General features: G+C 71.3%; 25 protein-coding genes. 12 read left to right on the forward strand and 13 right to left on the reverse strand.

Annotated features, from left to right (window positions below; translation table 11 throughout):
* Positions 1 to 53: 53 nt before the first annotated feature.
* Both ABFX50_RS11605 and ABFX50_RS11610 read right to left on the reverse strand, forming a co-directional pair.
* Complete coding sequence (locus ABFX50_RS11605; protein ID WP_346145769.1) at positions 54 to 1553, reverse strand: PhoX family protein; 1500 nt, start codon at positions 1551 to 1553, stop codon at positions 54 to 56.
* A 74-nt stretch (positions 1554 to 1627) separates the two neighbouring features.
* Positions 1628 to 2374: a TetR/AcrR family transcriptional regulator gene (locus ABFX50_RS11610; RefSeq protein WP_346145771.1), complete on the reverse strand. Its 747-nt coding sequence runs from the start codon at positions 2372 to 2374 to the stop codon at positions 1628 to 1630.
* 48 nt (positions 2375 to 2422) lie between these two features.
* Between ABFX50_RS11610 and ABFX50_RS11615 the strand changes: the two genes are divergently transcribed.
* From ABFX50_RS11615 to ABFX50_RS11640, 6 genes are all read left to right on the forward strand, one after another.
* Complete coding sequence (locus ABFX50_RS11615; protein WP_346145773.1) at positions 2423 to 3388, forward strand: ATP-binding cassette domain-containing protein; 966 nt, start codon at positions 2423 to 2425, stop codon at positions 3386 to 3388.
* Positions 3385 to 4164, forward strand: coding sequence for an ABC transporter permease (locus ABFX50_RS11620; protein ID WP_346145775.1), 780 nt, complete (start codon positions 3385 to 3387; stop codon positions 4162 to 4164). Before ABFX50_RS11615 ends, ABFX50_RS11620 begins: the two co-directional genes overlap by 4 nt.
* An 86-nt stretch (positions 4165 to 4250) precedes the next feature.
* Positions 4251 to 4802: an RNA polymerase sigma factor gene (locus ABFX50_RS11625; protein ID WP_346145778.1), complete on the forward strand. Its 552-nt coding sequence runs from the start codon at positions 4251 to 4253 to the stop codon at positions 4800 to 4802.
* Positions 4795 to 5967, forward strand: coding sequence for a CU044_5270 family protein (locus tag ABFX50_RS11630; RefSeq protein ID WP_346145779.1), 1173 nt, complete (start codon positions 4795 to 4797; stop codon positions 5965 to 5967). Before ABFX50_RS11625 ends, ABFX50_RS11630 begins: the two co-directional genes overlap by 8 nt.
* A 42-nt stretch (positions 5968 to 6009) precedes the next feature.
* Positions 6010 to 6600 (forward strand): RNA polymerase sigma factor, encoded by a 591-nt coding sequence (locus ABFX50_RS11635; protein WP_346145780.1) that lies wholly within the window; start codon positions 6010 to 6012, stop codon positions 6598 to 6600.
* On the forward strand, positions 6597 to 7562 hold the full coding sequence (locus ABFX50_RS11640; RefSeq protein ID WP_346145782.1) for a CU044_5270 family protein: 966 nt from the start codon (positions 6597 to 6599) through the stop codon (positions 7560 to 7562). Before ABFX50_RS11635 ends, ABFX50_RS11640 begins: the two co-directional genes overlap by 4 nt.
* Before the next feature lie 68 nt (positions 7563 to 7630).
* Here ABFX50_RS11640 and ABFX50_RS11645 read toward each other — a convergent pair whose 3' ends face one another.
* The 4 genes from ABFX50_RS11645 to speB all read right to left on the reverse strand — a co-directional run bounded on the left by ABFX50_RS11645 (position 7631) and on the right by speB (position 12228).
* Positions 7631 to 8821 (reverse strand): epoxide hydrolase family protein, encoded by a 1191-nt coding sequence (locus ABFX50_RS11645; RefSeq protein WP_346145783.1) that lies wholly within the window; start codon positions 8819 to 8821, stop codon positions 7631 to 7633.
* A gap of 91 nt (positions 8822 to 8912) precedes the next feature.
* The gene (locus ABFX50_RS11650) at positions 8913 to 9794 is read right to left on the reverse strand and encodes a TetR/AcrR family transcriptional regulator (RefSeq protein ID WP_346145784.1); all 882 of its coding nucleotides are present in this window, start codon (positions 9792 to 9794) and stop codon (positions 8913 to 8915) included.
* 19 nt (positions 9795 to 9813) lie between these two features.
* Positions 9814 to 11073, reverse strand: a complete 1260-nt coding sequence (locus ABFX50_RS11655) for a carotenoid oxygenase family protein (protein ID WP_346145786.1) — start codon at positions 11071 to 11073, stop codon at positions 9814 to 9816.
* 114 nt (positions 11074 to 11187) lie between these two features.
* Entirely contained in the window at positions 11188 to 12228 is a 1041-nt protein-coding gene (gene speB, locus ABFX50_RS11660) for an agmatinase (RefSeq protein WP_346145788.1), read from the reverse strand.
* A gap of 320 nt (positions 12229 to 12548) precedes the next feature.
* On the opposite strand from speB, the gene ABFX50_RS11665 reads away from it, so the two are divergent.
* Together ABFX50_RS11665 and ABFX50_RS11670 are read left to right on the forward strand one after the other, a co-directional pair.
* Positions 12549 to 12674: a hypothetical protein gene (locus ABFX50_RS11665; protein WP_281388177.1), complete on the forward strand. Its 126-nt coding sequence runs from the start codon at positions 12549 to 12551 to the stop codon at positions 12672 to 12674.
* A gap of 104 nt (positions 12675 to 12778) precedes the next feature.
* Positions 12779 to 13096: a hypothetical protein gene (locus ABFX50_RS11670; RefSeq protein ID WP_346145790.1), complete on the forward strand. Its 318-nt coding sequence runs from the start codon at positions 12779 to 12781 to the stop codon at positions 13094 to 13096.
* Between the two features lie 119 nt (positions 13097 to 13215).
* Here ABFX50_RS11670 and ABFX50_RS11675 read toward each other — a convergent pair whose 3' ends face one another.
* Positions 13216 to 13854, reverse strand: a complete 639-nt coding sequence (locus ABFX50_RS11675; protein WP_183651542.1) for a LuxR C-terminal-related transcriptional regulator — start codon at positions 13852 to 13854, stop codon at positions 13216 to 13218.
* Positions 13806 to 14801 carry a sensor histidine kinase gene (locus ABFX50_RS11680; protein WP_346145792.1) on the reverse strand — a complete coding sequence of 332 codons (996 nt, stop codon included), beginning with the start codon at positions 14799 to 14801 and terminating at the stop codon, positions 13806 to 13808. The genes ABFX50_RS11675 and ABFX50_RS11680 overlap by 49 nt, the downstream gene beginning before the upstream one ends.
* 146 nt (positions 14802 to 14947) lie before the next feature.
* Here ABFX50_RS11680 and ABFX50_RS11685 point away from each other — a divergent pair, with 146 nt between their 5' ends.
* Together ABFX50_RS11685 and ABFX50_RS11690 are read left to right on the forward strand one after the other, a co-directional pair.
* Positions 14948 to 17110, forward strand: coding sequence for an alpha/beta fold hydrolase (locus tag ABFX50_RS11685; RefSeq protein WP_346145794.1), 2163 nt, complete (start codon positions 14948 to 14950; stop codon positions 17108 to 17110).
* A 131-nt stretch (positions 17111 to 17241) separates the two neighbouring features.
* The gene (locus tag ABFX50_RS11690) at positions 17242 to 17760 is read left to right on the forward strand and encodes a GNAT family N-acetyltransferase (protein WP_346145796.1); all 519 of its coding nucleotides are present in this window, start codon (positions 17242 to 17244) and stop codon (positions 17758 to 17760) included.
* On the opposite strand, the gene ABFX50_RS11695 is transcribed toward ABFX50_RS11690, so the two are convergent.
* Genes ABFX50_RS11695 through ABFX50_RS11710 form a run of 4 tightly spaced genes read right to left on the reverse strand, consistent with a single transcriptional unit; the run spans position 17703 to position 19632 of the window.
* Positions 17703 to 17957 carry a DUF6510 family protein gene (locus ABFX50_RS11695; RefSeq protein ID WP_346145798.1) on the reverse strand — a complete coding sequence of 85 codons (255 nt, stop codon included), beginning with the start codon at positions 17955 to 17957 and terminating at the stop codon, positions 17703 to 17705. The two genes, ABFX50_RS11690 and ABFX50_RS11695, sit on opposite strands and share 58 nt — an antisense overlap.
* Before the next feature lies 1 nt (position 17958).
* On the reverse strand, positions 17959 to 18624 hold the full coding sequence (locus ABFX50_RS11700) for a ferredoxin reductase (protein ID WP_346145800.1): 666 nt from the start codon (positions 18622 to 18624) through the stop codon (positions 17959 to 17961).
* Entirely contained in the window at positions 18617 to 19216 is a 600-nt protein-coding gene (locus ABFX50_RS11705) for a sulfite oxidase-like oxidoreductase (protein ID WP_183651555.1), read from the reverse strand. Before ABFX50_RS11705 ends, ABFX50_RS11700 begins: the two co-directional genes overlap by 8 nt.
* 53 nt (positions 19217 to 19269) lie before the next feature.
* Positions 19270 to 19632, reverse strand: coding sequence for a cupin domain-containing protein (locus tag ABFX50_RS11710; protein ID WP_346145802.1), 363 nt, complete (start codon positions 19630 to 19632; stop codon positions 19270 to 19272).
* 35 nt (positions 19633 to 19667) lie between these two features.
* Between ABFX50_RS11710 and ABFX50_RS11715 the strand changes: the two genes are divergently transcribed.
* Positions 19668 to 20144, forward strand: a complete 477-nt coding sequence (locus ABFX50_RS11715; RefSeq protein WP_183651561.1) for a GNAT family N-acetyltransferase — start codon at positions 19668 to 19670, stop codon at positions 20142 to 20144.
* A gap of 11 nt (positions 20145 to 20155) precedes the next feature.
* A complete protein-coding gene (locus tag ABFX50_RS11720) occupies positions 20156 to 21094 on the forward strand; it encodes a ribose-phosphate diphosphokinase (RefSeq protein ID WP_183651564.1) in 939 nt (312 codons plus the stop codon).
* A 10-nt stretch (positions 21095 to 21104) separates the two neighbouring features.
* On the opposite strand, the gene ABFX50_RS11725 is transcribed toward ABFX50_RS11720, so the two are convergent.
* Entirely contained in the window at positions 21105 to 21650 is a 546-nt protein-coding gene (locus ABFX50_RS11725) for a TetR/AcrR family transcriptional regulator (RefSeq protein WP_346145805.1), read from the reverse strand.
* Between the last annotated feature and the right edge of the window lie 15 nt (positions 21651 to 21665).

Raw genomic sequence — 21665 nt, forward strand, 5'->3', positions numbered from 1 at the left:
CGCGGCGGGCCCGCGTCAGCCGATCTGTTCGGCCAGGGCGCCGGTGGTACTTGCTAGAGCGGTCCGCGACGCCAGGGGCCGCGGATGGCGAGCGTCCGCCCGGGCGGGTCGAGCTCGGCGGTGCTGCCCAGTTGGTTGACGAACATGGTCGAGCCGTCCGGGGCGAAGCAGGCTCCGGCGAACTCGCTGTCGTCGGCGATGTTGACGGCGAACTCGAACGGCTCCCCTCTGCGAGGGTCCAAACCGATCAGCCGGTTGACGTTCGTCAGCCCTGGCGCGAGCGGGTGGGGGTCGGCGTCGGCGGACGACGCGTCGTCCTCGCAGAGCACGATGCCGCCGCGCGGGGTGAAGACGAGGTTGTCGGGTGAGTCGAGCTCCCTGCGCCCTGGCGATTCGTAGACCAGCACCAGCGTGTCGCCTCTGCCTCTCGTGCCGGGGATGAGCCGCCAGACCTGGCCGTAGCCCTCCCTGTAGCCGTCGGCGCCGGGGGCGTCGCCGTTCTTGGCGTCGCCGCCGCTGGTGGAGTTGAAGAAGACGCTGCCGTCGCCGTACCAGCAGCCCTCCAGCCGGTTGAACTTCGCCCCGCCCTTGGCCAGCCCCTGCTGGGTGCAGGTCGGGGCGCCGTTCTCCAGGTCGGGATCGGGGTCGTCGATCCGCACCCACTCGACGGGCAGGCGGGTGCCCATCGTCTGCCCCTCGCGGCAGTCGTAGTTGTCGACATTCTTGATCTTGAGCATCTCGAGGACGCCGCCCGAGGCGAGGTGGCGAGGGTTCCTGGGGCGGAAGCGGTACAACCCGTCGGGCTTGCCCGAGTCGTCCTCCGTCTCGTAGACGTAGCCCGTGCGAGGGTCGACGGCGACCGCCTCGTGGGAGAACCTCCCCATCGCGGTCAGCGGCTTGGAGGCGGCGGGCCTGCCGGGCTCGGGTCCGTCGAGCGGTACCTCGAAGATGTAGCCGTGCTTCTGCGCCCAGCCCTGACCCCGGCCGGCCGTGGTCTCCTCGCACGTCAGCCAGCCACGTCCGTGGAGCATCATGCCGCCGGCGCAGTTGATGATCGTGCCGTTGAGGCTGACGAAGTGCCGCAGCACCTCGCCGCTGCGCAGATCCACCTCCAGCGTGGTGGTGCCGCCGACGCCGAGCTCGTCGTAGCGCTCGGAACCGGGCACGTGGACCCGGCCGATGGGTGACCCCGGCGGGGTGCGGACCTCGTGGTTGCGGATCAGCCTGGCGGTGTGACGGCGGGTGCCGGGGAAGGCGGCCATGCCGTCGTGGGCGATCGGGGTCGCCACGCCGTCCGTCATGGGGGTGCCCGTTCTGCCGAGCACGACGTAGGAGAAGCCGGCGGGCAGCGCGAGCAGCTCCTCACCGGTGTTCCTGGAGGGCGTACGGCGCAGCGGGCCGTACCCCACCTGGTTCGGGTCGGTCCATGGACGGCCGGCGTCCGCCCACGACGCGTGAGCCCCCAGTGTCTCCATGGCGACGCCGCTGGCCAGCACGCCTCCTGCGGTGGCCAGGCCACGGCCGAGGAAGGATCGTCGATCGAGCTCGGTCATGGGTGCTTCCCCTCGGGACCGGACAGGAACGGGACTTCCCCCACCGTAGACGCGCTTCCGCCCGTTGAGGGGACCTATTCAGGTCGCCCGGCGCGCCGCGCCATCAGCGCCTCGACGCCGTCGAGCAGCAGGTTGAGCCCGAACAGGAAGTCGGCGTCCTCCGTCCAGCCCTCGGACTCCTTCAGCAGCCCCGAACGCATCATCGCCGACAGCACCGGATACGTCGCGGGGTCGAGCACCTCGGCGAGCACCTCGCCGTAGTCGGTGGCTCCCTTCACCCCCGCCGCCGCCAGCTCCTGGCCGGCCGCCTTCGTCGCGTACACGAGCGTGGCGTCGGTCAGCGCGTAGCCGGTGAGCGCGGTGGCGACGTTGAACTTCTCCCCGTCGTCGAGCGTGGTGTCGCCGAGCGCGTCCAGGAGACGCTCCAGCCAGTACAGCCGCCGAGGCCCCATGGGCGGGGTGAGCCCCTGGAGCGACAGCAGCCACGGACGCGAGAGCAGCAAGTCCCTGTTGGCACGGGTCCACACGGCGAGGTAGTCGCGCCAGGGCAGCTCCCCCTGCTCGGGTGGCGGCGGGACCGCGCTGTCGGACATGACGGTCAGCAACTCGTCCTTGCTGCCGACATACCGGTACAGCGCCATCGGCGCGACGCCCACCTGAGCCGCCACGCTGCTCATCGACAGCCCTGCCAGCCCCTCGGTGTCGGCGATCTCGATGGCGGCCGCGGTGATCGTCGCCAGATCCAGTCGCGGCTTCGGGCCCCTGCGCGACGAGTGCTCGCGCCCCCACATCCGCGCCACGACCGGCGGCAGCTCCACCATCGACACCTCCCTTTCCAGGAACTGTGTACGTGATATAGCTTAATAACTATGTATGCGATACACAGTACGACGCACACGGATACTGAGGTCGCGATCCACGCCCGGGGCCTCACCAAGTCCTTCGGCGGCACGCGCGTGCTGACCGGGGTCGACCTCGCCGTCCCGACAGGCTCGCTGCTGGCCCTCCTCGGACCGAACGGATCCGGCAAGACGACCACGGTGCGGATCCTGACCACCCTGCTGGCCGCCGACAGCGGCACCGCCACCGTGGCGGGCCACGACGTCGCGCGCGAGCCCGTCGCGGTCCGCCGCGCCATCGGCCTGACGGCCCAGCAGGCCACCGTGGACGACCTGCTCACGGGAAGGGAGAACCTGGAGCTGTTCTCCGGCCTGTACCACGTGGGCAGGCGGGAGGCCAGGCGCCGTACGGCCGAGCTGCTCGACCGCTTCGACCTCGGCGACGCGGCCGACCGCCGGGTCTCGACCTACTCCGGCGGCATGCGCCGACGGCTGGACCTCGCGGCCAGCATGGTGGCCGCGCCCCGGATCCTCTTCCTGGACGAGCCCACCACCGGCCTCGACCCGCGCAGCAGGGCCGAGCTCTGGACCGTCATCCGCGAGCTGCTCGCCTCCGGCACCACCATCCTGCTGACGACCCAGTACCTGGAGGAGGCCGACCAGCTGGCCGCCCGCATCGCGGTGATCAACGGCGGTCGCATCGTCGCCGAGGACGCCCCTGACGTCCTCAAGCGCCAGGTCGGCTCCGAGCGCCTGACCCTGCGCCTGTCGAGCGCCGATGACCTTTCCCGCGCCGGCGCCGTCCTGTCCGCGGGCGGTGACGCGGGCCTCCACCTCGACGCCGGCCGGTGCGAGCTCACGCTGGCGCTCCAGGATCCCGATCACCTGCGCCGCGCCCTGGACCTTCTGCACGGCGCCGCCATCGCCGTCGAGCGGGTCGAGCTGCGCACCCCCACCCTGGACGACGTCTTCTTCGAGCTGACGGCGGCGGCATGAGCACCGCCATCGCCACGACGGCGGGCGACCTGCGCCGTCTCGCAGGCAGGGCGCTGCGCCACGAGGCGCGCACGCCCGACGCCCTCATGGTGAACATCGCCCTGCCGGTGATCATCATGCTGCTCTTCGTCTACGTCTTCGGCGGCGCGATCACCACAGGGTCGAGCGGGCTGGCCTACGTCGACTTCGTGGTGCCGGCCGTCCTGCTCATGGCGGGCGGGTACGGCGCCGCGCTGACGGCCGTGAGCATCTCCCGTGAGATGACCGGCGGGATGATCGACCGCTTCCGCACCCTGCCCATCAGCGGCTGGGTGGTCCCTGCCGGATTCGTCGTCGCCTCGGTGGTGCGCAGCGTGGTGGCGACCGCGATCGCGCTGGCGGTGGCGATCGCGCTGGGCTTCCGGCCCAGCGCCTCGCTCGCCGAAGGGGCGCTGGTGCTGGCCCTGGTCTTCGGGTACGTCCTGGCGGTGTCCGCGGTCGCGGCGCTGTGGGGGCTGTTCGTCAGGTCCACCCAGGCCGCCGAGGCGTTCAGCTTCATGGTGATCTTCTTCCCGTACGTCTCGGACGGCGTCGTGCCCGCGGAGACCATGCCGGGCCCGCTGCGCGGCTTCGCCGAGCACCAGCCCACGACGCCCATCGTGGAGGCGCTGCGCGCACTGCTCCTGGACCAGCCGATGGGGAACGCGGGATGGTTGTCCGCGATCTGGCTCACCGCCGCGGTGCTGATCAGCGTCCCGGTCGCGGCGGTGCTGTTCAGACGGAGGACCGCCCGGTAGCCCTGTGCGGGCGCCCGTGAAAGCACTTCGGCACTTCGGGCAAGTAGGGGCGACCATCGTTGACCCGACCCACCGGAGACACCTGCATGGCCGTTCCACCTGACCTGGCCGACCCTCCCGACCTGCGGGTTCACTTCGAGCAGATCTTCCACGCGCACTTCGCCGAGATCCACCGCTACATCGCCAGGCGGCTGTCCGACGACACCGCCGACGACCTGGCCGCCGAGGTGTTCCTGGCGGCCTACAGGGGCGGATACGACGCCTCGCGCGGCGGCGTGCGGCCCTGGCTGTTCGGCATCGCCACCCACCTCATCTCGCGGCACCGCCGTACCGAGATCCGCAGGTGGAAGGCGCTCAGCCGGACGGCCGAGCGCCTCGAGCCCAGTCACGAGGACGCCGCCCTGGCGCGCGTGGCGGCGGGCGAGGTGGTCGGCCCGCTGGCGGGGGCGCTGGCCGCGCTCAACCGGGGGGACCGCGACGTGGTGCTGCTGAGCGTGCTCGGCGGCCTCAGCCACGCCGAGGTCGCCGCCGCCCTGAACATCCCTGCGGGAACGGTCGCCTCCAGGCTCAACCGGGCTCGCAAGCAGCTCCGCAAGGCACTCGGCGACGTCAACCCCCTGGAGGAGACCCATGGATGAGCTGACCCTCCTGGCACGGGCGCTGCCCGACGCTCCTCCGCCGTCTGCGGAGGTGGTCGAGAGGGCCCGCGCCCGGCTGGCCGCCGCCCGCGAGGAGCCGGTACGGCCATCCCGGTCGGGACGGCGCGACCGCCTCGTCTGGGCATGGACTCTGGGCACGGCCATGGCCACGGCCGCCGTCGTCATGGCCGTCGTCACGCTGGTGTCGAGCCTGGCCCCCGTGCCCGCGCCCGCGGTCGTGCCCGCAGGGGGCAACGAGGCCCTGCTCAGGCTGGCCGACGAGGTGGCGAAGCTGCCGGACGACCGCGGCGCCTACTGGCGCAGGCCATTGCTCAACAACGGGCTGATCAGGGTGAAGGCGGGTGACAAGGCCTTCAATGTGCTCTCCTCGTCGCGGATCGACCTCTGGCAGCCGCGCGACGTCCGCGACCCCGTCCACGTGGAGCGGTGGGAGCAGTTCGTCCGCCCCGCCACCCCCGCCGACGAGCGCGCGTGGCGGGCGGCCGGCGCGCCGTCCACCGTCCAGCGTGTGTGCACGCCGGGCACTCCCGCGGGCGACTGCAAGAAGATACGGATGCGGTCGAAGCCCTCCGACTGCCTCTACACGCACGCGGCCGAGCCCGGGGGCGTGCTCGGCGACCGGCGGCTGGGCGAACTCACCCTCGCCGACCTCACGGCACTGCCCGGCGACGCCGCCCTGCTGCGGGAGAGACTGCGCGCCTACTGGAAGGCCGGAGGGGGCGGCATGGTGCGGGAGAGCTTCGAGAAGTACCTCTCCCGCTCATGGGTGCTGCTGGAGCTGCCGGTCAGCCCCTCGGTCAGGGCGGCCGCCCTGCGCCTTCTCGCGGGACTGCCGACAGCCAAGGTGCGCGGCTCGGTCACCGACCCCATGGGACGCCAGGGCCTCGCGGTCACCTTCGTGAAGAGCGAGGGGTTCACCGCCGATTTCGGCGCCGACGAGGTGGCTGAGCGGTACGTCACCATCCTTCACCCTCGCACCGGCGCCGTCCTGGCCGCCAACGTCTCCATCGCGGCCGAGAGCGCCGAAGGGCTCGCTCAGGGGACGGTCATGCACTACCAGGCGTGGGCGCCCGAGGCGGGCTGGACCGACGAGCGCCCCGAGCGGCCCCGCGGCTGCAGGCTCAGCGACCGCCCGATCCCGTGAGCACGGCGAGAACCCGAATCCCGCCATCGGGAGACAGCAGGCATGACACAACCGCAACCGGTGGAGACGCTAGAGGCGGACGACGCCGAGCTGATCCGCCGGTCACACGATGACCCTGAACAGTTCGCGGGGTTGTTCGACCGCTACATCCAGCAGATCCATCGCTATGTCGCCAGGCGGCTCGGCACCCAGGCGGCCGACGACATCGCGGCGGAGACGTTCCTGACCGCCTTCCGCCGCCGCGCGTCCTACGACCTCACGCAGCGGCTGGCCAGGCCGTGGCTGTACGGCATCGCGACCACCCTCATGGCCAGGCACCGGCGCGGCGAGGAGCGGTTCCTGCGCGCGCTGAGCCGTACGGGGGTGGACCCGTTGCCCGAGCCCATGGCCGACGCGGTGGTCGGCCGCGTCGCCGCCCAGGAGGAGGACCGCCGGCTTGCGGGGGCGCTGGCGGGCCTGTCGCAGGGCGATCGGGACGTGCTGCTGCTGGTGGCGTGGGGCGATCTGACCTACGAGGAGGTGGCGACGGCGCTCGGCGTGCCGATCGGGACCGTCCGCTCCCGCCTGCACCGGGCGCGCAGGAAGGCCAGGGCCGCCCTCGGCGGCGACGATCCGACGAGAGAGGTCGCATGATGGACCAGATCAAGCAGTTCCGCGCGTCGACCCCGGTGATCACCCGCGAGGCGGAGGACAGGGCCCGCGCCGCTCTGCTGCTGGCGATGCGTGAGCCGGCTCCCGCCCCCGTACGGCCGCGCGGGCGGCGCATGCCGCGCCTGGCGTGGCGGCTCGTCCTCGCCGGGACGGCGGCCGTGGCACTTGTCGGGGGGCTGAACGCGGTCGGGGGCGGCGACCGGCCCGCCACGGTCGCCGTGGCCAACGTCCAGGAGCTCGGCGAACGGGCCGCCAAGAGCGCCGCGGCCGACCCCTACTCCGGTTACAAGATCACCCCTTCGGCCGGGCAGTGGCTGTACGTGAAGGAGACGATCGCTCCGCTGCTCGACGAGCCACGCCCGGAGGTCGATCGCGACAGGCGCATGGACCTCGAGACGTGGCACAGCCTGGACGGCAGGCAGACGGCGCTGGACGACGGGAAGGGCAAGCTCGTCGTCCACGAGGTCGGCCCCGGCATCACCGGAGCGGACCTGGCCAAGAGTCCGGTCACGCCCGAGGAGTCCCTGGCCAGAATCGGAGCGGTCATCGACGGCACGCCCGCGGGACCGTTCGAGGAGGGCGCCTCCAGGCAGCAGCGGGTCTTCCAGGCGGTCTCCCAGCTCATGAGCGAACAGGCACTCACGCCCGAGGTGCGGGCGGCGCTGTTCCGCGCGCTCCCGATGATCGAAGGCGTCACGGTCAAGCAGGACGCCGTCGACGCGGCGGGCCGCCACGGGGTCGCGTTCGCCTACACCGGCGAGTGGCAGCGCTCGGAGATCATCGTCAGCTCCGAGGACTACCGCTTCCTCGGGACGTACGGCGAGGCCGTCGCCGACAGGACCTTCCCCAGCGAGAAGGTCGGAACGGTCAGGGCGGGCACTCCCCTGGGGTGGAGCGCGCAGCTGGAGACCAGGGTCGTCGACAGGCCGGGCGAGCGCCCCTGATCCCTTCGACCCCGGCGCCTCAGGAAGGGTCGCGGATCCCCGCGGCCCTTCCCTGGGCACGGAACGAGCTACGAGCGCAGGTCGCGCAGGAAGGCGCGCAGGTCCTGGGCGAGCAGGTCGGGGGCCTCCATAGCGGGAAAGTGACCGCCCCGGTCGAACTCCGTCCAGTGCTCGATCTTCCCCGCGGGGTCCATGACCGAGCGGACCGTGGGGTCGGCGGCGAAGACGGCGACGCCCGTAGGCGGACCCACCGGCTCCGCCCACCCGCCGTCGTCGCCCGCCGCCTGGGCGGTCATCTGCCGGTAGACCTGCATGCCCTCGTAGAGGGCGTGGGCCGAGGAGGCGCCCGAGCCGGTGAACCAGAAGACGCTGACGCCGGTCAGCAACTGATCCTTGTCGACCGCGTCCTCGGGCAGCTCGGCCGACAGGTCGGTCCACTCCTTGAACTTCTCCACGATCCAGGCGAGCTGACCCACCGGCGAGTCGGCCAGCGAGTACGCCAGCGTCTGCGGCCTGGTCGTCATGAGGTGCAGGTAGCCGAGCCCGTCCTGCTGGGCGGCGTTGAACCGCTCGGCCCTGATCCGGTCGGACTCCGAGAGCCCTTCGACCTCCAGCGGCGGCGCGAAGGGGAACGTCGAGCTGGTCCCCGTCAGGTGGATGCCGGTGACCCGGTCGGGCGCGACCATCCCCAGCATCCCCGCCACTCCCCCTCCCGCGTCGGTGCCGTGGGCGGCGTACCGCTCGTAGCCGAGCCTGGCCATCAGCTCCGCCCACGCCTGCGCGACCCTGAACAGGTTGCCCCAGCCCGGCCGCATGGGAGCGGAGAACCCGTAGCCGGGCAGCGAGGGGATGACCAGGTGGAAGGCGTCCGCAGGGTCGCCGCCGTGGGAGCGGGGGTCGGTGAGACGCTCGACCACCTTCCGGAACTCGATCGGCGAGCTGGGCCAGCCGTGCGTGAGGATCAGCGGGAACGCGTCGGGCTCGGGGGAGCGGACGTGCATGGAGTGCACGTCCTGGCCGTCGATCGTGGTCATGAACTGCGGGATCTCGTTCAGCGCCGCCTCCTGGGCGCGCCAGTCGAACCCGTCGGCCCAGTAGGCGACCAGGTCCTTGAGATAGCCGAGCGGCACCCCTCGGCCCCAGCCCTGCTCGGGCGACTCCTGAGGCCAGCGAGTGCGAGCGAGCCGGTCCTTGAGGTCGTCGAGGTCGGCCTGCGGGATCTCGATGAGGAAGGGGCGGATCTGCGTGTCTGCGCTCATGGGAACCACGGTAGAACCCAATGCGGAAGGAACCGTTCCGCGATTCATCGCTGTTTTCAGCGCGACATCCAGGGCGCGGCGAGGCGGGAGGTCACCGGCGAGCCTCTCGCGGCGTGAGCACGACGGACAGGCCGTCGAGCAGGCGTTCGAGGCCGAAGGCGAACAGCGACTCCAGATCGAGGTCCGCGCCGGGCTCCGTGACCTGGGCGATCAGCGGCCCGTCGACGGGGAGCCTGGCCCTGATCCACTGCTTGCTGGTCATCCCCGTGTCCAGCTCGGCACCGGCCTCGCTCTCAATGTTCACCGCCGTCCCCCGCACGTAGTTGACCATCGTGGCGTAGACGTGCAGGCGGGTGTTCGGGTCCAGGCCGAGGCCGTCGAGCGCGCGCAGGGTCCACAGCCCGTACTCCAGCAGCCCCGGCAGCGTGACCGGCCGGGTGATGGACACGAGCCGCGGCAACCAGGGATGGCGCTGGTAGGTCGCCCACTGCAGCTGAGCGGCCACCCGCAGGTGGGAGCGCCAGCCCGGTGGCGGCTCCGGATACTCGATCTCGGCGAACGCGGCGTCGGCGATCAGCTGGGTGAGCTCGGCCTTGGCCTCGAGGTGCCGGTAGAGGGTCATGGTGGCGACCCCGAGCTTGGTCGCCACCGCCCGCATGGACAGCGCGGCCAAGCCGTCGGCGTCGGCGATCTCCATGGCCGCGCGGACGACGCGGTCGCGTTCGAGACCCCCCGCCGAACGCGAGGGCAGTCTCCTGGGAGCGACCACGGCGCCGACCCGGGCCGCGGACTCGATGGCGCCCGCCTGCTTGAGCGCCGCCAGCGCCTTGGTGGCCGTCGCCATGGCGACGCCCCACTCGCGCACGATCGCCCTGGTGGTGGGGACGGGATCGCCGGGCCGCAGCTCTCCATCGGCGATGCGCCGCTCGATGTCGGCGACGATCCGGAGGTACGGCGGTTGCGGATCGTTCACGACGCCATGCTGCCACGCCTCAACGGGCAGGCAGCCAGTTGCCGTGCAGGCCGAGCGGCACCCTCACAGGGAGGTGGACGCGCGCGACGGGCTCACCGGTGAAGTCCTGGGCCGAGAGGATCACCAGGTCGCTCGCGTTCCGGAGGGGATTGTGCAGGTACGTGAGCAGGTATCCCTCGTCCTCCCCTTGCCCCGCCGCGGCGAACACGGCTTCCCCTACCGCCTCGTCCTTGCCGAACGCGTGCACCTCGGCCGTCCCCCGTTCCAGGTCGTGCTTGACCAGGGCGTTGGTGAAGGCGCCGTCCGGCGGTGTGCCCTCGGGTGCGAACGGGATCCCGTACAAGGCGGTCGCGGCCGAGTAGCCGTACCGGTAGGGGCGGGTGGCACGCGCCTCGTTCACGCGCGGGAAGTCCTGCGGACGGTCGTCGACGCGCCGCTGACGAATCCCGTCCTGCTCGATCGTCCAGCGGTCCAGCATGGGCCGGATCGCCCCCGGGTCGGCGGGATCGAACGGCCCCTCGGCCGTGACCAGGTCGACCACGATCGAGTCTCCGTCGTCGTAGGCGTTGAGCGTGTGGCTGACATGGATCGGGTCGATGTCCAGCCAGCGCACGTCACCACCGGTCCGCGGCATGACGCCCACGCGGGTCGGGTGCTCCGGTAGCCACCCGCAGTCGAATCCGTCGAAGCCCAGCGGCGTGTCCCAGAGCACCACGTGGTTCTCGGTGAGCGCGAAGTCGTGCATGAACGGCGTCCGCGGCATGGGGATGGCGGTGGTCCTGACGACGCTTCCCCCCGCGTCGGTCACGATGTGCTGGACGAAGTCGCGGCCCGGCATGTACGACAGCGCGTGCAGTTCGCCGGTGAGCGGGTCGTGCTTGGAGTGCGCCCCCGCCGTGAACCCCTCCGCGGTCCCTCCCAGATCGCACACGCCCACGGTGTTCAGCTCCTCGTCCAGCTCGGCAGGCGGCAGACCGCCCTCCGCCATGGCGAAGGTGCGCTGGGCGTGCTCGATCACGTGCACCATGGGCGCGAATCCCGGTACGCGCACGAAGCGGTTGCGGTACCACTCGGCCCGGCCGTCACGCAGCCGCACCCCGTGCACCATGCCCTGGCCCATGCCCCAGATGTGCACGACGGGGTCCTCCACGCCCAGCGGGTTGGGCCCGTTGCGCAGGTAGCGGCCGTTGAGTTCGACCGGGATCCGCCCGGTGACCGGGAGATCGTAGGCGGTGACCTCTTCGGTGACGGGCGCGAAAGGCCCTTCCAGATATCTCATGTGGACACCGTACGCAGACGAGGCCCTGGGTCCGGGATCACCACGGAAAACGCCCTGCTGTGCACTAGTGCAACCACTCGAGCAGGCGCCGGGGCTTCGCGGGGTGCGGGGTGCTCAGTCGCCGCTCGCGGGCCTGTTGTCAGGCCGGTCCGCGAGCAGGGGGAGCCTCGGGTCCCAGCGGGTGCCGTCCGCCAGGTCGCGCCGCCGCCGCGCGATGCCCGTCAGCGTCTCGAGCACAACTCTGTTGGCCAGGAAGGAGGTGATGTCGGCCTGGTCGTACGGCGGAGACACCTCGACCACGTCGACACCCACCACGGGCAGCTCGTAGGCGATGCGGCGGACGGAGTCCAGCAGCTGGCGCGCGGTCAGCCCGCCAGGCTCCGGGGTGCCGGTGCCAGGCGCGTGCCCCGGGTCGCACACGTCGATGTCCACCGACAGGAAGACGCCGTCGCACTCGTCGACCGCGATGGCGAACGCCTCGGTCAGGCACTCGTCGAGGCCCCTGGCGACGATCTCCGACATCTCGTAGGAGCGCATCCGCTGCTCGGCCATCCAGTTCAGCGTCTCGGGCTCGGGCCAGTAGCCGCGCAGCCCGATCTGCAGGAACCGGTCACCCCGCAGCGCCCCCGACTCGATGAGGCGTCGCATCGGGTGGCCGTGCCCGATGAGGGAGCCGAACGTGATGTTCCCCGTGTCGGCGTGCGCGTCGAAGTGGATCATCGACACGCGGCCCTGCCCGAGATGCTGGGCCACCCCCGCCGCGTCGGGCCAGGCGATGGTGTGGTCGCCGCCGAGGGTCAGCGGGATCGCGCCGTTCGACGTCACGGTGTGGACGGCGTCCTGGAGGTCGCGCACCGAGCGCTCGGCGTCGCCCGAGTACATCTCCACGTCACCCGCGTCGTAGACCTTCAGATCGCGCAGCCCGTCGACCCGCATCGCCAGCGAGGGCCTCGACCCGTCGTGCGGCAGGTAGCAGGACTGCCGGATGAACTGAGGGCCGAACCGGGTGCCGGGCCGGTGCGAGGTGCCCCCGTCGAACGGCGCGCCGAGGATGACCACGTCGGCGTCCGCGTAGGTCGCGGCGTCCCGCCAGTCGCATCGCTCCACGCCGAGAAAGGTGATGTCCGGGCCGAACTGGGTTCCATAACGTGCCATGTCGGGGATCTTCCTCATTCGTCCGCCGCCGAAGCACGGCATGGCGCCACGACCGTGGCAATAGATCTACCCGCGCGTCCCCCGAAGGCAAAAAGACCGGTACGGCGGGCAGACACAGGGCCCCTGACCTGCCCTTGACGGGCCGAACTAACCCGGTCTCGGAGATTGACTCCACGGAAGTTCGCCTTTATCGGCTGAGCAGGCGCATACTGGTAACGATGAAGCCCACGAGAGCAGCCCGTCGCCCCTTGCCCGGAAGTCCCTTCAACCGACCTGCCGCGCCTCTACCTCCGCCTGAGCAGTTCGAGCTGCAGGACAGGGTGAGCCACGACAAATACGGCCTCGGCCTGGTGATCGGCGTCGAAGAGGACGTCGCCGTCCTGGTCGACTTCGGCACCGAGAAACTGCGCATCAGCGCGCCGTACCCCAAGCTTTTCCGGCTCTGAGATCACGATGGTGCCCACCGAGTGGCATGTCGGCTGAGTTCGACCGGCCACGCCCGCACTCGTGACCTTCATCGGCCAGCACTGAACGACGCGTCGACGTCGACGTGAGGGGCCCTTGCCGATGGCATGGGCCCCTCACTCGTGCCGGCCGGTTCCCGCTGTCGGAGTCCGCGCTCACCGCCTACGTCGACGCCCTTCCCGAGAAGGAGTCGTGGACGTTCGAGGAGCGGCGCGCGGGCCTGTTCACGATCACGGGGGCGCGCCGCTGGCAGGGCGTCGTCCAGCTCACCACAGGTGACGGTGGGCTGCTCGTCTCCTGTGGGCTGGCCAGGGCACCGGCCGACCGTCTGGCGGACGTCGAGGCCTCAGAGATCGAGCACCTCACCGGCGACTGGTACGCCACCTGCCTCGACCTCGACTGATCCGCCCCTCCGGCCAGGGTTCCACACCAGCCATTTGCGCTCGACCTCGTCCTCGAGGTCGACACCATGGTGGCGCGCCATCAGCAGCACTTGGCTCAGGACGTCGGCGCGCTGGTCCGTCAGCTCTCCAGATAGGCCAGGACGGCCATGACGCGGCGGTTGAGGTCGTCGTCCGGCGGGAGTCCGAGCTTGGCGAAGATGTTGGAGGTGTGCTTGCCGATCGCCTTGTCGGTGACGACCAGCTTGCCGGCGATGGCCTGGTTGGACAGCCCCTCCGCCATCATCGCCAGCACCTCGCGCTCCCTCGGCGTCAGCGCCGCGAGACGGTCGTCGCGGCGGGTCAGGAGCTGGCTGACGACCTCGGAGTCGAGCGCGGTGCCACCGGCCGCGACGCTCCTGACGGACTCCACGAACTGCTCGACGTCGCCCACCCTGTCCTTGAGCAGGTAGCCGATCCCGCCCGACCTGTCGGACAGCAGCTCCCTGGCGTAGAGCTGCTCGACGTACTGGGAGAGGATCAGCACCGGCAGCCCCTTCACCCTGCGGCGCGCCTCCAGGGCGACGCGCAGGCCCTCGTCGGTGTGGGTGGGCGGCAACCTGACGTCGATGACCGCCACGTCGGGCCGATGCTTCAGCAGCGCGGCCAGCAGCATCGGGCCGTTGTCGACCGCCTCCAGCACCTCGAAGCCGTGCGTCGTCAGCAGGCGGATCAGCCCGTCCCTGAGGAGAGCGAGATCTTCGGCGATGACAACGCGCACGGCAGCTCCATGATGAGTTCGCTCGGCCCGCCTGGGGGGCTGTGGACGGTCAACGTGCCCTCGAAGGCCGACAGCCTGCGCGCGATGCCGCGCAGGCCCGTGCCCGCTGCGGGATCGGCGCCGCCCCTGCCGTCGTCGCCGACGGTCAGGCGCAGCACGCCGTCGGCGTACGTCAGGCGCACCCACGCCGAGGAGGCCCCGCTGTGTTTCGCGATGTTGGACAGAGCCTCCGTGGCGGCGAAGTAGAGCGCGGACTCCACCGGAGCCTCAGGCCTGCCCTCCAGGTCGAGGTCGAGCCGTACGGGGACGGGGCACAGCAGCGCGGCGGCCTGGAGGGCGCCGACGAGCCCGCGGTCGGCCAGGACCGGCGGGTGGATGTTGCGCACGAGATCACGCAGGTCGGTGAGGGCCTGACCGGCCGACTCCCAGGCCTCCTCGATCAGCCCCCTCGGGTCCGGCGCGGATCTGGCGAGGCCGAGGGTCATCCTGATGGAGATCAGCCTGGCCTGCGCGCCGTCGTGCAGGTCGCGTTCGATCCTGCGCAGCTCGGCGGCCTGCGCGTCGGCCAGCTCCCTGACGCGGGTGTCGGGGTGCAGGAGCAGGTCGGCGAGGCGGGCCTGGGCCCTGGTGGCGAGGTGGCCGAAGCCGGCGGCGAGCGACACGATGGCCAGCATCGACAGCGACAGGGTGAGTGTCACGGCCATCGAGGTCTCGATCATGCGCAGGGTCCAGATCACCCCGAGCGCCGAGAGCATCACCACCACCCCCAGCAGGGCGGCGGGGCCCGTCACACCGTGCACGAACAGCCAGGCGACCAGCCGCAGGTCACCGGGGTCGGACCCGGCGAGCCTGCGCGCCGCCGCCAGCACCCTGCGCCGCGCGAACGGCAACGCGAGCAGCAGCGCCAGCGCGGCCACCCCGGTCGCCGCGTTCGTGAACAGCCTCACATCTGAAGAGTAGGTCCACCCCCACTGTGCCGGGCGCCGGTGCGCGAAAGCCTGAAGAGGTGATCGAGACGAACGCGCTGCGCCGAGCCCGAACGGCGGCTCGAGGAGGCGTTCATGGAGTCGACCGAGGGAAGTGTGGAGTTTCGATGATCGACGCGGTGCTGGCGGAGTGGCTGAAGTTCAGGTCGCTGCGCTCCAACTTCTACCTGCTCGCCTCGTCACTGCTGGCGGTGTTCCTGAGCGCGGGGGTGGCCTTCATGGTCACGCGCGGCTTCGACAACCAGACCGGCGCGGACCGGTTGCGCTTCGACAGCCTCGGCGACGGACTGGGCACCGGGCTTCCTGTGGCCTACTTCGTGCTGGGTGCGCTCGGTGCGCTGACCATGACCGCCGAGCACGACTCGAGCCTGGTGGCCGTGCCAAGGCGGCTCCTGCTGCTGTTCGCCAAGGTGCCGACGCTCCTGGTGGTGGGGCTGGTCGCCGGTGAGGTGCTGGCCTTCGGCATGCACTTCGCCACGCAGGCCGTGCTCGGCGACAGGGCGGGGCGGGTGCTGCTGAGCGGGCAGACACTCGGGACGTCGCTGTCCGAGCCCGGCGTGCTGGCCGGCGTGGTGCTCGCCGGCGCGTCGGTGTCGCTGGTGGCGCTGGTCGGGCTCGGTGTGGGCACGGTGCTCCGCTCCACGGCCGGCTCGCTGGTCGCGCTCATCATGCTGGTGTTCGTGCTGCCCACGGCGGCCATGACGCTGCCGAGCCCGTGGGGCTCACGGATCGGCGCGTACATGATCGTGGGCGGTGGCGATCTGCTGCCGCCGCTGGCCGCCTTCGCGGTGCTGGTCACCTATCCGGTCGTGGCGATGGCGGCAGGGGCGGTCGCCATCGTCGTGCGGGGACGCAGGGCCAGGCCGCTGGTCGCGGGGGTGGCGGCCACGGGCGTGCTGGTGGCGACGGTCGTGTTCGCCCAGCCCGCGGGCGCGACGTCCGCCGTCGAGTGGAAGCCGTGCCGCAAGGACATGGAGTGCGGCTCCGTCCAGGTGCCGGTGAACTGGGACGAGCCCGGGGGCAGGAAGATCAGCATCCCCGTGGCCAGGCTCGCCGCGAACGGCACAGGGCGCAGGATCGGCACCGTCTTCTCCATCCCGGGAGGCCCGGGCGGCTCGGGCGTCGACGACCTGGAGAAGTCGGGAGGCAACTTCTCCCACCTGCGCGATCGCTTCGACGTGGTCAGCTTCACCCCTCGCAACTCGCCCGCGCTGGAGATCTTCTCCTCCGAGTGTCTCGCGAAGGGCCCGTGGCTGACTCCGCCGGACGACGAGCGCGCGTACGAGAGGCTGGGCGAGGCGAACGCCGCCGCCGCGCGGCGGTGCGCGGCGCGCGACCCCGAGCTGTTCGGCCACCTCGACTCGGTCTCCGTCGCCAGGGACATCGACGCCGTCCGCGCGGCGCTCGGCGAGGAGCGGCTCAGCTTCGTGGCCACCTCCTACGGCGGCGTGCCCGCCTACGCCTACGCCAGGCTCTTCCCTCGCAGGATCAGGGCGATGTACCTGGACGGCGTGGTGAACCTGTTCCGCAGGGACGAACGCCACCAGGTCATGGAGGCGCAGTTCGACCGGTTCGTCACCTGGTGCGCCGCCAGCACCGCGTGCAAGCTGCACGGACGCGACGCGGGTGAGGCGTGGCGCGCTCTGGTGGCCGCCGCCGACCGCAGGCCGATCCCCGCGGACGGCACCGCCTACAGCGGGTTCGACCTGCAGATCGCCGCCGCCCCGCACCTCGTCTCGCCTGGCGACGACCACGCGAGGTGGAAGCAGCTGGCGGAGAGCATCGAAAGGGCCGAACGTGGCGACGCCTCGGGCTTCTCCGGCTACGTCGAGGCGGGCATCGGCAGCCCGAAGCCCATGGCCTTCGTCGGGATGAACATGACCCACTGCCTGGACGGCTTCCGCTTCCGCGACTACGCCGACTACCGCGGCGTCAGAAGGGACGGCGAGCGCCTGTCGCCGAACCTGTCGGGCAACGTGGTCTGGCACCGGCTCGGCTGCGTGGGCTGGCCGCGGCCCGTGAAGAACCCGCCCGCACCGCTGCCCACGGCCGGGCTGCCGCCGTTCCTGGGCGCGGGGACGTGGACCGACTACGACGACACCGCCGACCTGGCGATGCGGGTGCCTGGCTCGTCGGCGGTCCGCTTCGAGGGACACGGGCACGGGCTCTACCTCACAGGCGACGCCTGCACGATCGCGCACGCCAACCGCTACCTCATCGACCTGCGACTGCCCCCTCGGGGAACGGTGTGCAGGCCGGAGAGCGAGTGAGCCGGTCGTGCAGGCGGACGCGCCGTACGGGGGCGACGCCGGCGGCGAGGGCGGCCAGGGGCGAACCGCGGCCCGGGAGGCACCAGACCTGTGTGGTCGCGACCATGGGGACGAGCGCCGACAATGCAGTGGTGGACATCAGAGAAGGCGCGGCCGCCGACGCGGAGCCGATCGCGGCGCTGCACACCAGGAGCTGGCGGACGGCCTACGCCGGGATCTTCCCCGCCGACTACCTCGAAGGGCCCGTCGAGGAGCAGCAGGCCGCCATGTGGCACGAAAGGCTGGTCAACGGCGCCAAGGGCGAGCTGCTGGTCGCCGACGACGGCACGAGCATCGCGGGGTTCGCCTATCTCATCCCCGAGGACGGCCGGGTCCTGCTGGACAACCTGCACGTCGACCCCGCGCTCAAGCGGTCGGGCATCGGCGGCGTGCTGCTGCGCCACGCCCTCGACAGGGCGGCGGGCCAGGAGCTCTACCTCGAGGTGCTGAAGGAGAACAGGCCCGCCATCGCCTTCTACGAGCGCCATGGCGCCACCAGGGCCAGGCAGTTCGTCGAGCGCTTCCCCGGCTTCGAGGTGGAGGTGCTGGAGTACTACTGGAGCGGGATGCGCAGCGACACCGTCCCCCGCAGGTCGAGCCAGGCCTCCTGAGGCCCCCTGACCAGGCGCATCACCACCTCCTCGCACCCAGGGCAGCGGGCAACGAGCCCGGGGCCCGCGTCGTAGACCATCAGCTCGGCGACGGGGCCCTTCAGGCCGCAGGCGGCGCATCTGCCGACCGCCGAGGTGAGGTCCACGGCGAAGATCTCGCCCAGCGGTCCCGCGAGGGCGTTGCCGTCCAGGTGCATGTCAGCCTCCAAAGCGCTCGGTCCTGATCCGCGCGGAGTCGTGACCGACGTCGAGCAGCAGGTCGGCGGCGGCCTCGACGAAGCCGGTCGGCCCGCACACGAACACGTCGGGTCCGGGGCCCGGCACGTCGTCCTTGGTGATCCTGCGGTGCGGCGCGAGCCTGGTGTGGACCCAGGTGATGGTCAGCCACGGGTCGGGCGCGTCCAGCTCGGCGGCGTAGTAACGGCGGGCGGGCTCGCGCAGCGAGTAGACCAGGTGGAACGGCGTGTCGCCGCCCGCCAGCCGCCTGGCCCTGATCATGGCCATGAGCGGCACGATCCCCGACCCGCCCGCCACGAGCAGCACGGGCGTCGTGACGGCGGGCCGCCACACGAACCAGCCGCCGACGGGCCCGCGCAGCTCGATCTCGTCGCCGACCGTCAGCTCGTCGACGAGGTACGGCGAGACCTCACCGTCCGGCAGCCCCTCCACGGTCAGCTCGACGCCCTCGGGGGTGGCCAGGGAGTAGCTGCGCTGCGCCGTGTAGCCGTCGGGCGCGGTCAGCCGCACGTCCACGTGCTGACCTGCCAGGTGACCCGGCCAGTCGGGCACCTCGAAGACCAGCGTGCGCGCTGTGGGGCTCTCCTCGCGCGCGGCGGTCAGCCGCGCGCGCCGCCACCTAATCACCCTCGTAGCGCTGCTCGCGCCACGGGTCGCCGTAGTTGTGGTAGCCGGCGCTCTCCCAGAAGCCGGGCCAGTCCTCGTTCAGCAGCCTGATGCCGCGCACCCACTTGGCCGACTTCCAGAAGTAGAGGTGCGGCACGACGAGCCTGGCGGGGCCGCCGTGCTGGGGTTCCAGCTCCTCGCCGTCGAAGCGGTGACAGATCCACGCCTTGCCGTCGAGCAGGTCCTCCAGCGGCAGGTTGGTGGTGTAGCCGCCGTAGGAGTGGACGAGCGCGTACTCCGCCGCGGTCTCGACGTCCTCGAACAGCACGTCGAGCGAGACGCCCTGCCAGGTGGTATCGAACTTGGACCACTTGGTTACGCAGTGGATGTCGGCCGTCGGGCTCTCCTGAGGCAGCGCCATGAGCTCCTGCCACGACCAGCGGTGGGTCTGCCCGGCCTCGGTGTCGATGGCGAACTCCCACCGGTCCTGCTCGATCCTGGGCGTGGGCCCGGCGGAGAGCACGGGAAAGTCGTGCACCTGGTACTGGCCTGGCGGCAGGCGGCCGTGGTCGTCCCGCGGCCTGCCGCGAAAGCCCCGCGAAATTATCCCCATGGGGCGATCCTGCCCGAACGGGGGTCAAGCGCATCGCATGGGGGGTGCGAGATCTACCCGACGGCGTAGCCGGCGACCGAGGGCCAGCGGACGGTCATCACCACAGACTCCTCCTCGGCGACCCAGGAGTGGTCCACCCCCACGCCCCACACGACGTAGTCGCCCTGCCGTTCGAGAACCACGCTGCGGCCGGGGAACTCCAGCCTGAACCTGCCGCTGATCAGCACGAGAAGGGCGGTGCGCTTCTCGCCGTGCACCCACTGGGCGCGCTCCTCGCCCTTGGGGTGGACGCCCCACTTGATCTCGACGTCCTGGCTGTGCCGTACGTCGTCCTCGGGCTTGAAGTGCCCCAGCAGCCAGCCCCTGTCGCCGGGGGCGTCGGCCTGCGCGTGGCCGACGTAGATGCTCTCCGTCACGATCGGTGACGTTAACACGCAGGTAGGCTGCGCGCGTGATTCGTACTGCAACCGTCCAGGACGTCCCAGAGATCATCGCCATGATCCGCGAGCTCGCCGACTACGAGAAGGCGCTGCACGAGGTGCGCGTCACCCAGGAGCAGCTCGAGAGCGCCCTCTTCGGGCCCAGCCCCGCCCTGCACGCCCTGATCGCCGAGCAGGACGGGCGTGTCGTGGGCTACACGCTCTGGTTCCTCAGCTTCTCCACCTGGCGCGGCACCCACGGCATCTACATGGAGGACCTCTACGTGCGCCCCGACGCCAGGGGCGGCGGCCACGGCAAGGCGCTGATGAAGGAGCTGGCCAGGATCTGCGTGGAGCGCGGCTACCATCGCCTGGAGTGGTCCGTCCTCGACTGGAACCAGCCCGCCATCGACTTCTACAAGTCGATCGGGGCGGTCCCGATGGACGAGTGGACCGTCTACCGGCTTACCGACGAGCCGCTGCGGAGGCTGCCCCAACAGGCCGGATAGGGTGGCCTGACGTGCGAGACATCACTGTTTTCAGCGGCAGCGCCCACCCTGAGCTGGCCGCGGAGATCTGCGCCCACCTCGGCACCCCCCTCCACCCCGTCCGCCTCCACCGCTTCGCCAACGACTGCCTGGAAGTCCAGCTGCAGGCCAACTGCCGCGAACGGGACGTCTTCCTCATCCAGCCGCTCGTCCCTCCCGTGCAGGAGCACCTGGTCGAGCTCCTGCTCATGATCGACGCGGCGCGCGGCGCGTCGGCCGCCCGCACCACGGTCGTCATGCCGCACTACGCCTACGCCCGCTCCGACAAGAAGGACGCACCTCGCATCTCCATCGGCGGCCGCCTGGTCGCCGACCTCCTGGTGGCCGCGGGCGCCGACAGGGTGCTGGCCATGACCCTGCACTCGCCGCAGGTGCACGGCTTCTTCAGCGTCCCCGTCGACCACCTGCACGCACTGCGTGAGCTGGCCGCCCACTTCCGCCGGTACGACCTGTCCAACACCGTCGTCGTCTCCCCCGACCTCGGCAACGCCAAGGAGGCCGCCGCCTTCGCCAGGCTCCTGGGCGCCGAGGTCGCCATGGGCGCCAAGCAGCGCCTGAGCGACGACAAGGTGACGATCAGCTCGGTGATCGGTGAGGTCAAGGGCAAGGACGTCATCGTCCTCGACGACGAGATCGCCAGGGGCACGACGGTCATCGAGCTCCTCGACAGGCTGCGCGAGCGCGAGGTCAACTCGATCAGGATCGCCTGCACCCACGGGCTGTTCTCGGCCGGAGCCGTGGAGCGGCTCACCGACCGCGACGACGTGCTGGAGATCGTCTGCACCAACACCGTCCCGATCCCCGAGCCCAAGCCCGACGCCAAGCTGCGCGTGCTGTCGGTGGCGCCCGCGCTGGCCGAGGCGATGCGCCGCATCCACGAGGGCGAGTCGGTCTCCGCCCTCTTCGGCTGACCTCCCCTCCTCACGCGACCACCGCGCGGGCCAGGCGGGCCAGCGCGGCGCTGATCTGGGACGGCATCAGGCCCCGCTCCTCCCGCTGGTAGGTGTAGACGTCGGGGGCCAGGGGCGCCAGCAGGGTGTCGACCAGCGCGTCGGCGTCCCGTACGCCGTCCAGCAGCGATCTGACGTGGACGCGCCAGAAGCCGTACGCGCCCGTCTCGAAGCGGGAGCGGCCCACCTCCGATCCGAGGATCAGGTGGGCGTGCTCCTCCAGCAGCTCCACCATCGCCGCGTAGAAGGCGGCCATGCGCTCGGCGGCGGGCGCCCCAGGTCCGAGCGGCGGCTCGCCGCGGATCAGCTTCTCCTGCAGCACGCGTTCGTGCTCGTCGAGCAGGGCCACGGCGATCGAGGCCCGGTCGGGGAAGCGGCGGTAGAGCGTGCCCCGCCCGACGCCCGCGGCCTTCGCGATGTCGTCCATGGTGACGTTCGGCGCGCCCTTGGCCCTGAACAGTCCTGCAGCGGCCTCCAGGATCCTGGCGCGGTTGCGGGCGGCGTCGGCTCTCTCCATATGGACATGGTGTCC

Source organism: Nonomuraea recticatena (assembly GCF_039533245.1).
Lineage (GTDB): Bacteria > Actinomycetota > Actinomycetes > Streptosporangiales > Streptosporangiaceae > Nonomuraea > Nonomuraea roseola.

Coding starts and splice junctions, on each gene's coding strand:
- ABFX50_RS11605 (WP_346145769.1), bottom strand. CDS start 1,553: ATGACCGAGCTCGATCGACGATCCTTCCTCGGCCGTGGCCTGGCCACC.
- ABFX50_RS11610 (WP_346145771.1), bottom strand. CDS start 2,374: ATGGTGGAGCTGCCGCCGGTCGTGGCGCGGATGTGGGGGCGCGAGCAC.
- ABFX50_RS11615 (WP_346145773.1), top strand. CDS start 2,423: ATGTATGCGATACACAGTACGACGCACACGGATACTGAGGTCGCGATC.
- ABFX50_RS11620 (WP_346145775.1), top strand. CDS start 3,385: ATGAGCACCGCCATCGCCACGACGGCGGGCGACCTGCGCCGTCTCGCA.
- ABFX50_RS11625 (WP_346145778.1), top strand. CDS start 4,251: ATGGCCGTTCCACCTGACCTGGCCGACCCTCCCGACCTGCGGGTTCAC.
- ABFX50_RS11630 (WP_346145779.1), top strand. CDS start 4,795: ATGGATGAGCTGACCCTCCTGGCACGGGCGCTGCCCGACGCTCCTCCG.
- ABFX50_RS11635 (WP_346145780.1), top strand. CDS start 6,010: ATGACACAACCGCAACCGGTGGAGACGCTAGAGGCGGACGACGCCGAG.
- ABFX50_RS11640 (WP_346145782.1), top strand. CDS start 6,597: ATGATGGACCAGATCAAGCAGTTCCGCGCGTCGACCCCGGTGATCACC.
- ABFX50_RS11645 (WP_346145783.1), bottom strand. CDS start 8,821: ATGAGCGCAGACACGCAGATCCGCCCCTTCCTCATCGAGATCCCGCAG.
- ABFX50_RS11655 (WP_346145786.1), bottom strand. CDS start 11,073: ATGAGATATCTGGAAGGGCCTTTCGCGCCCGTCACCGAAGAGGTCACC.
- speB (WP_346145788.1), bottom strand. CDS start 12,228: ATGGCACGTTATGGAACCCAGTTCGGCCCGGACATCACCTTTCTCGGC.
- ABFX50_RS11685 (WP_346145794.1), top strand. CDS start 14,948: ATGATCGACGCGGTGCTGGCGGAGTGGCTGAAGTTCAGGTCGCTGCGC.
- ABFX50_RS11695 (WP_346145798.1), bottom strand. CDS start 17,957: ATGCACCTGGACGGCAACGCCCTCGCGGGACCGCTGGGCGAGATCTTC.
- ABFX50_RS11705 (WP_183651555.1), bottom strand. CDS start 19,216: ATGGGGATAATTTCGCGGGGCTTTCGCGGCAGGCCGCGGGACGACCAC.
- ABFX50_RS11725 (WP_346145805.1), bottom strand. CDS start 21,650: ATGGAGAGAGCCGACGCCGCCCGCAACCGCGCCAGGATCCTGGAGGCC.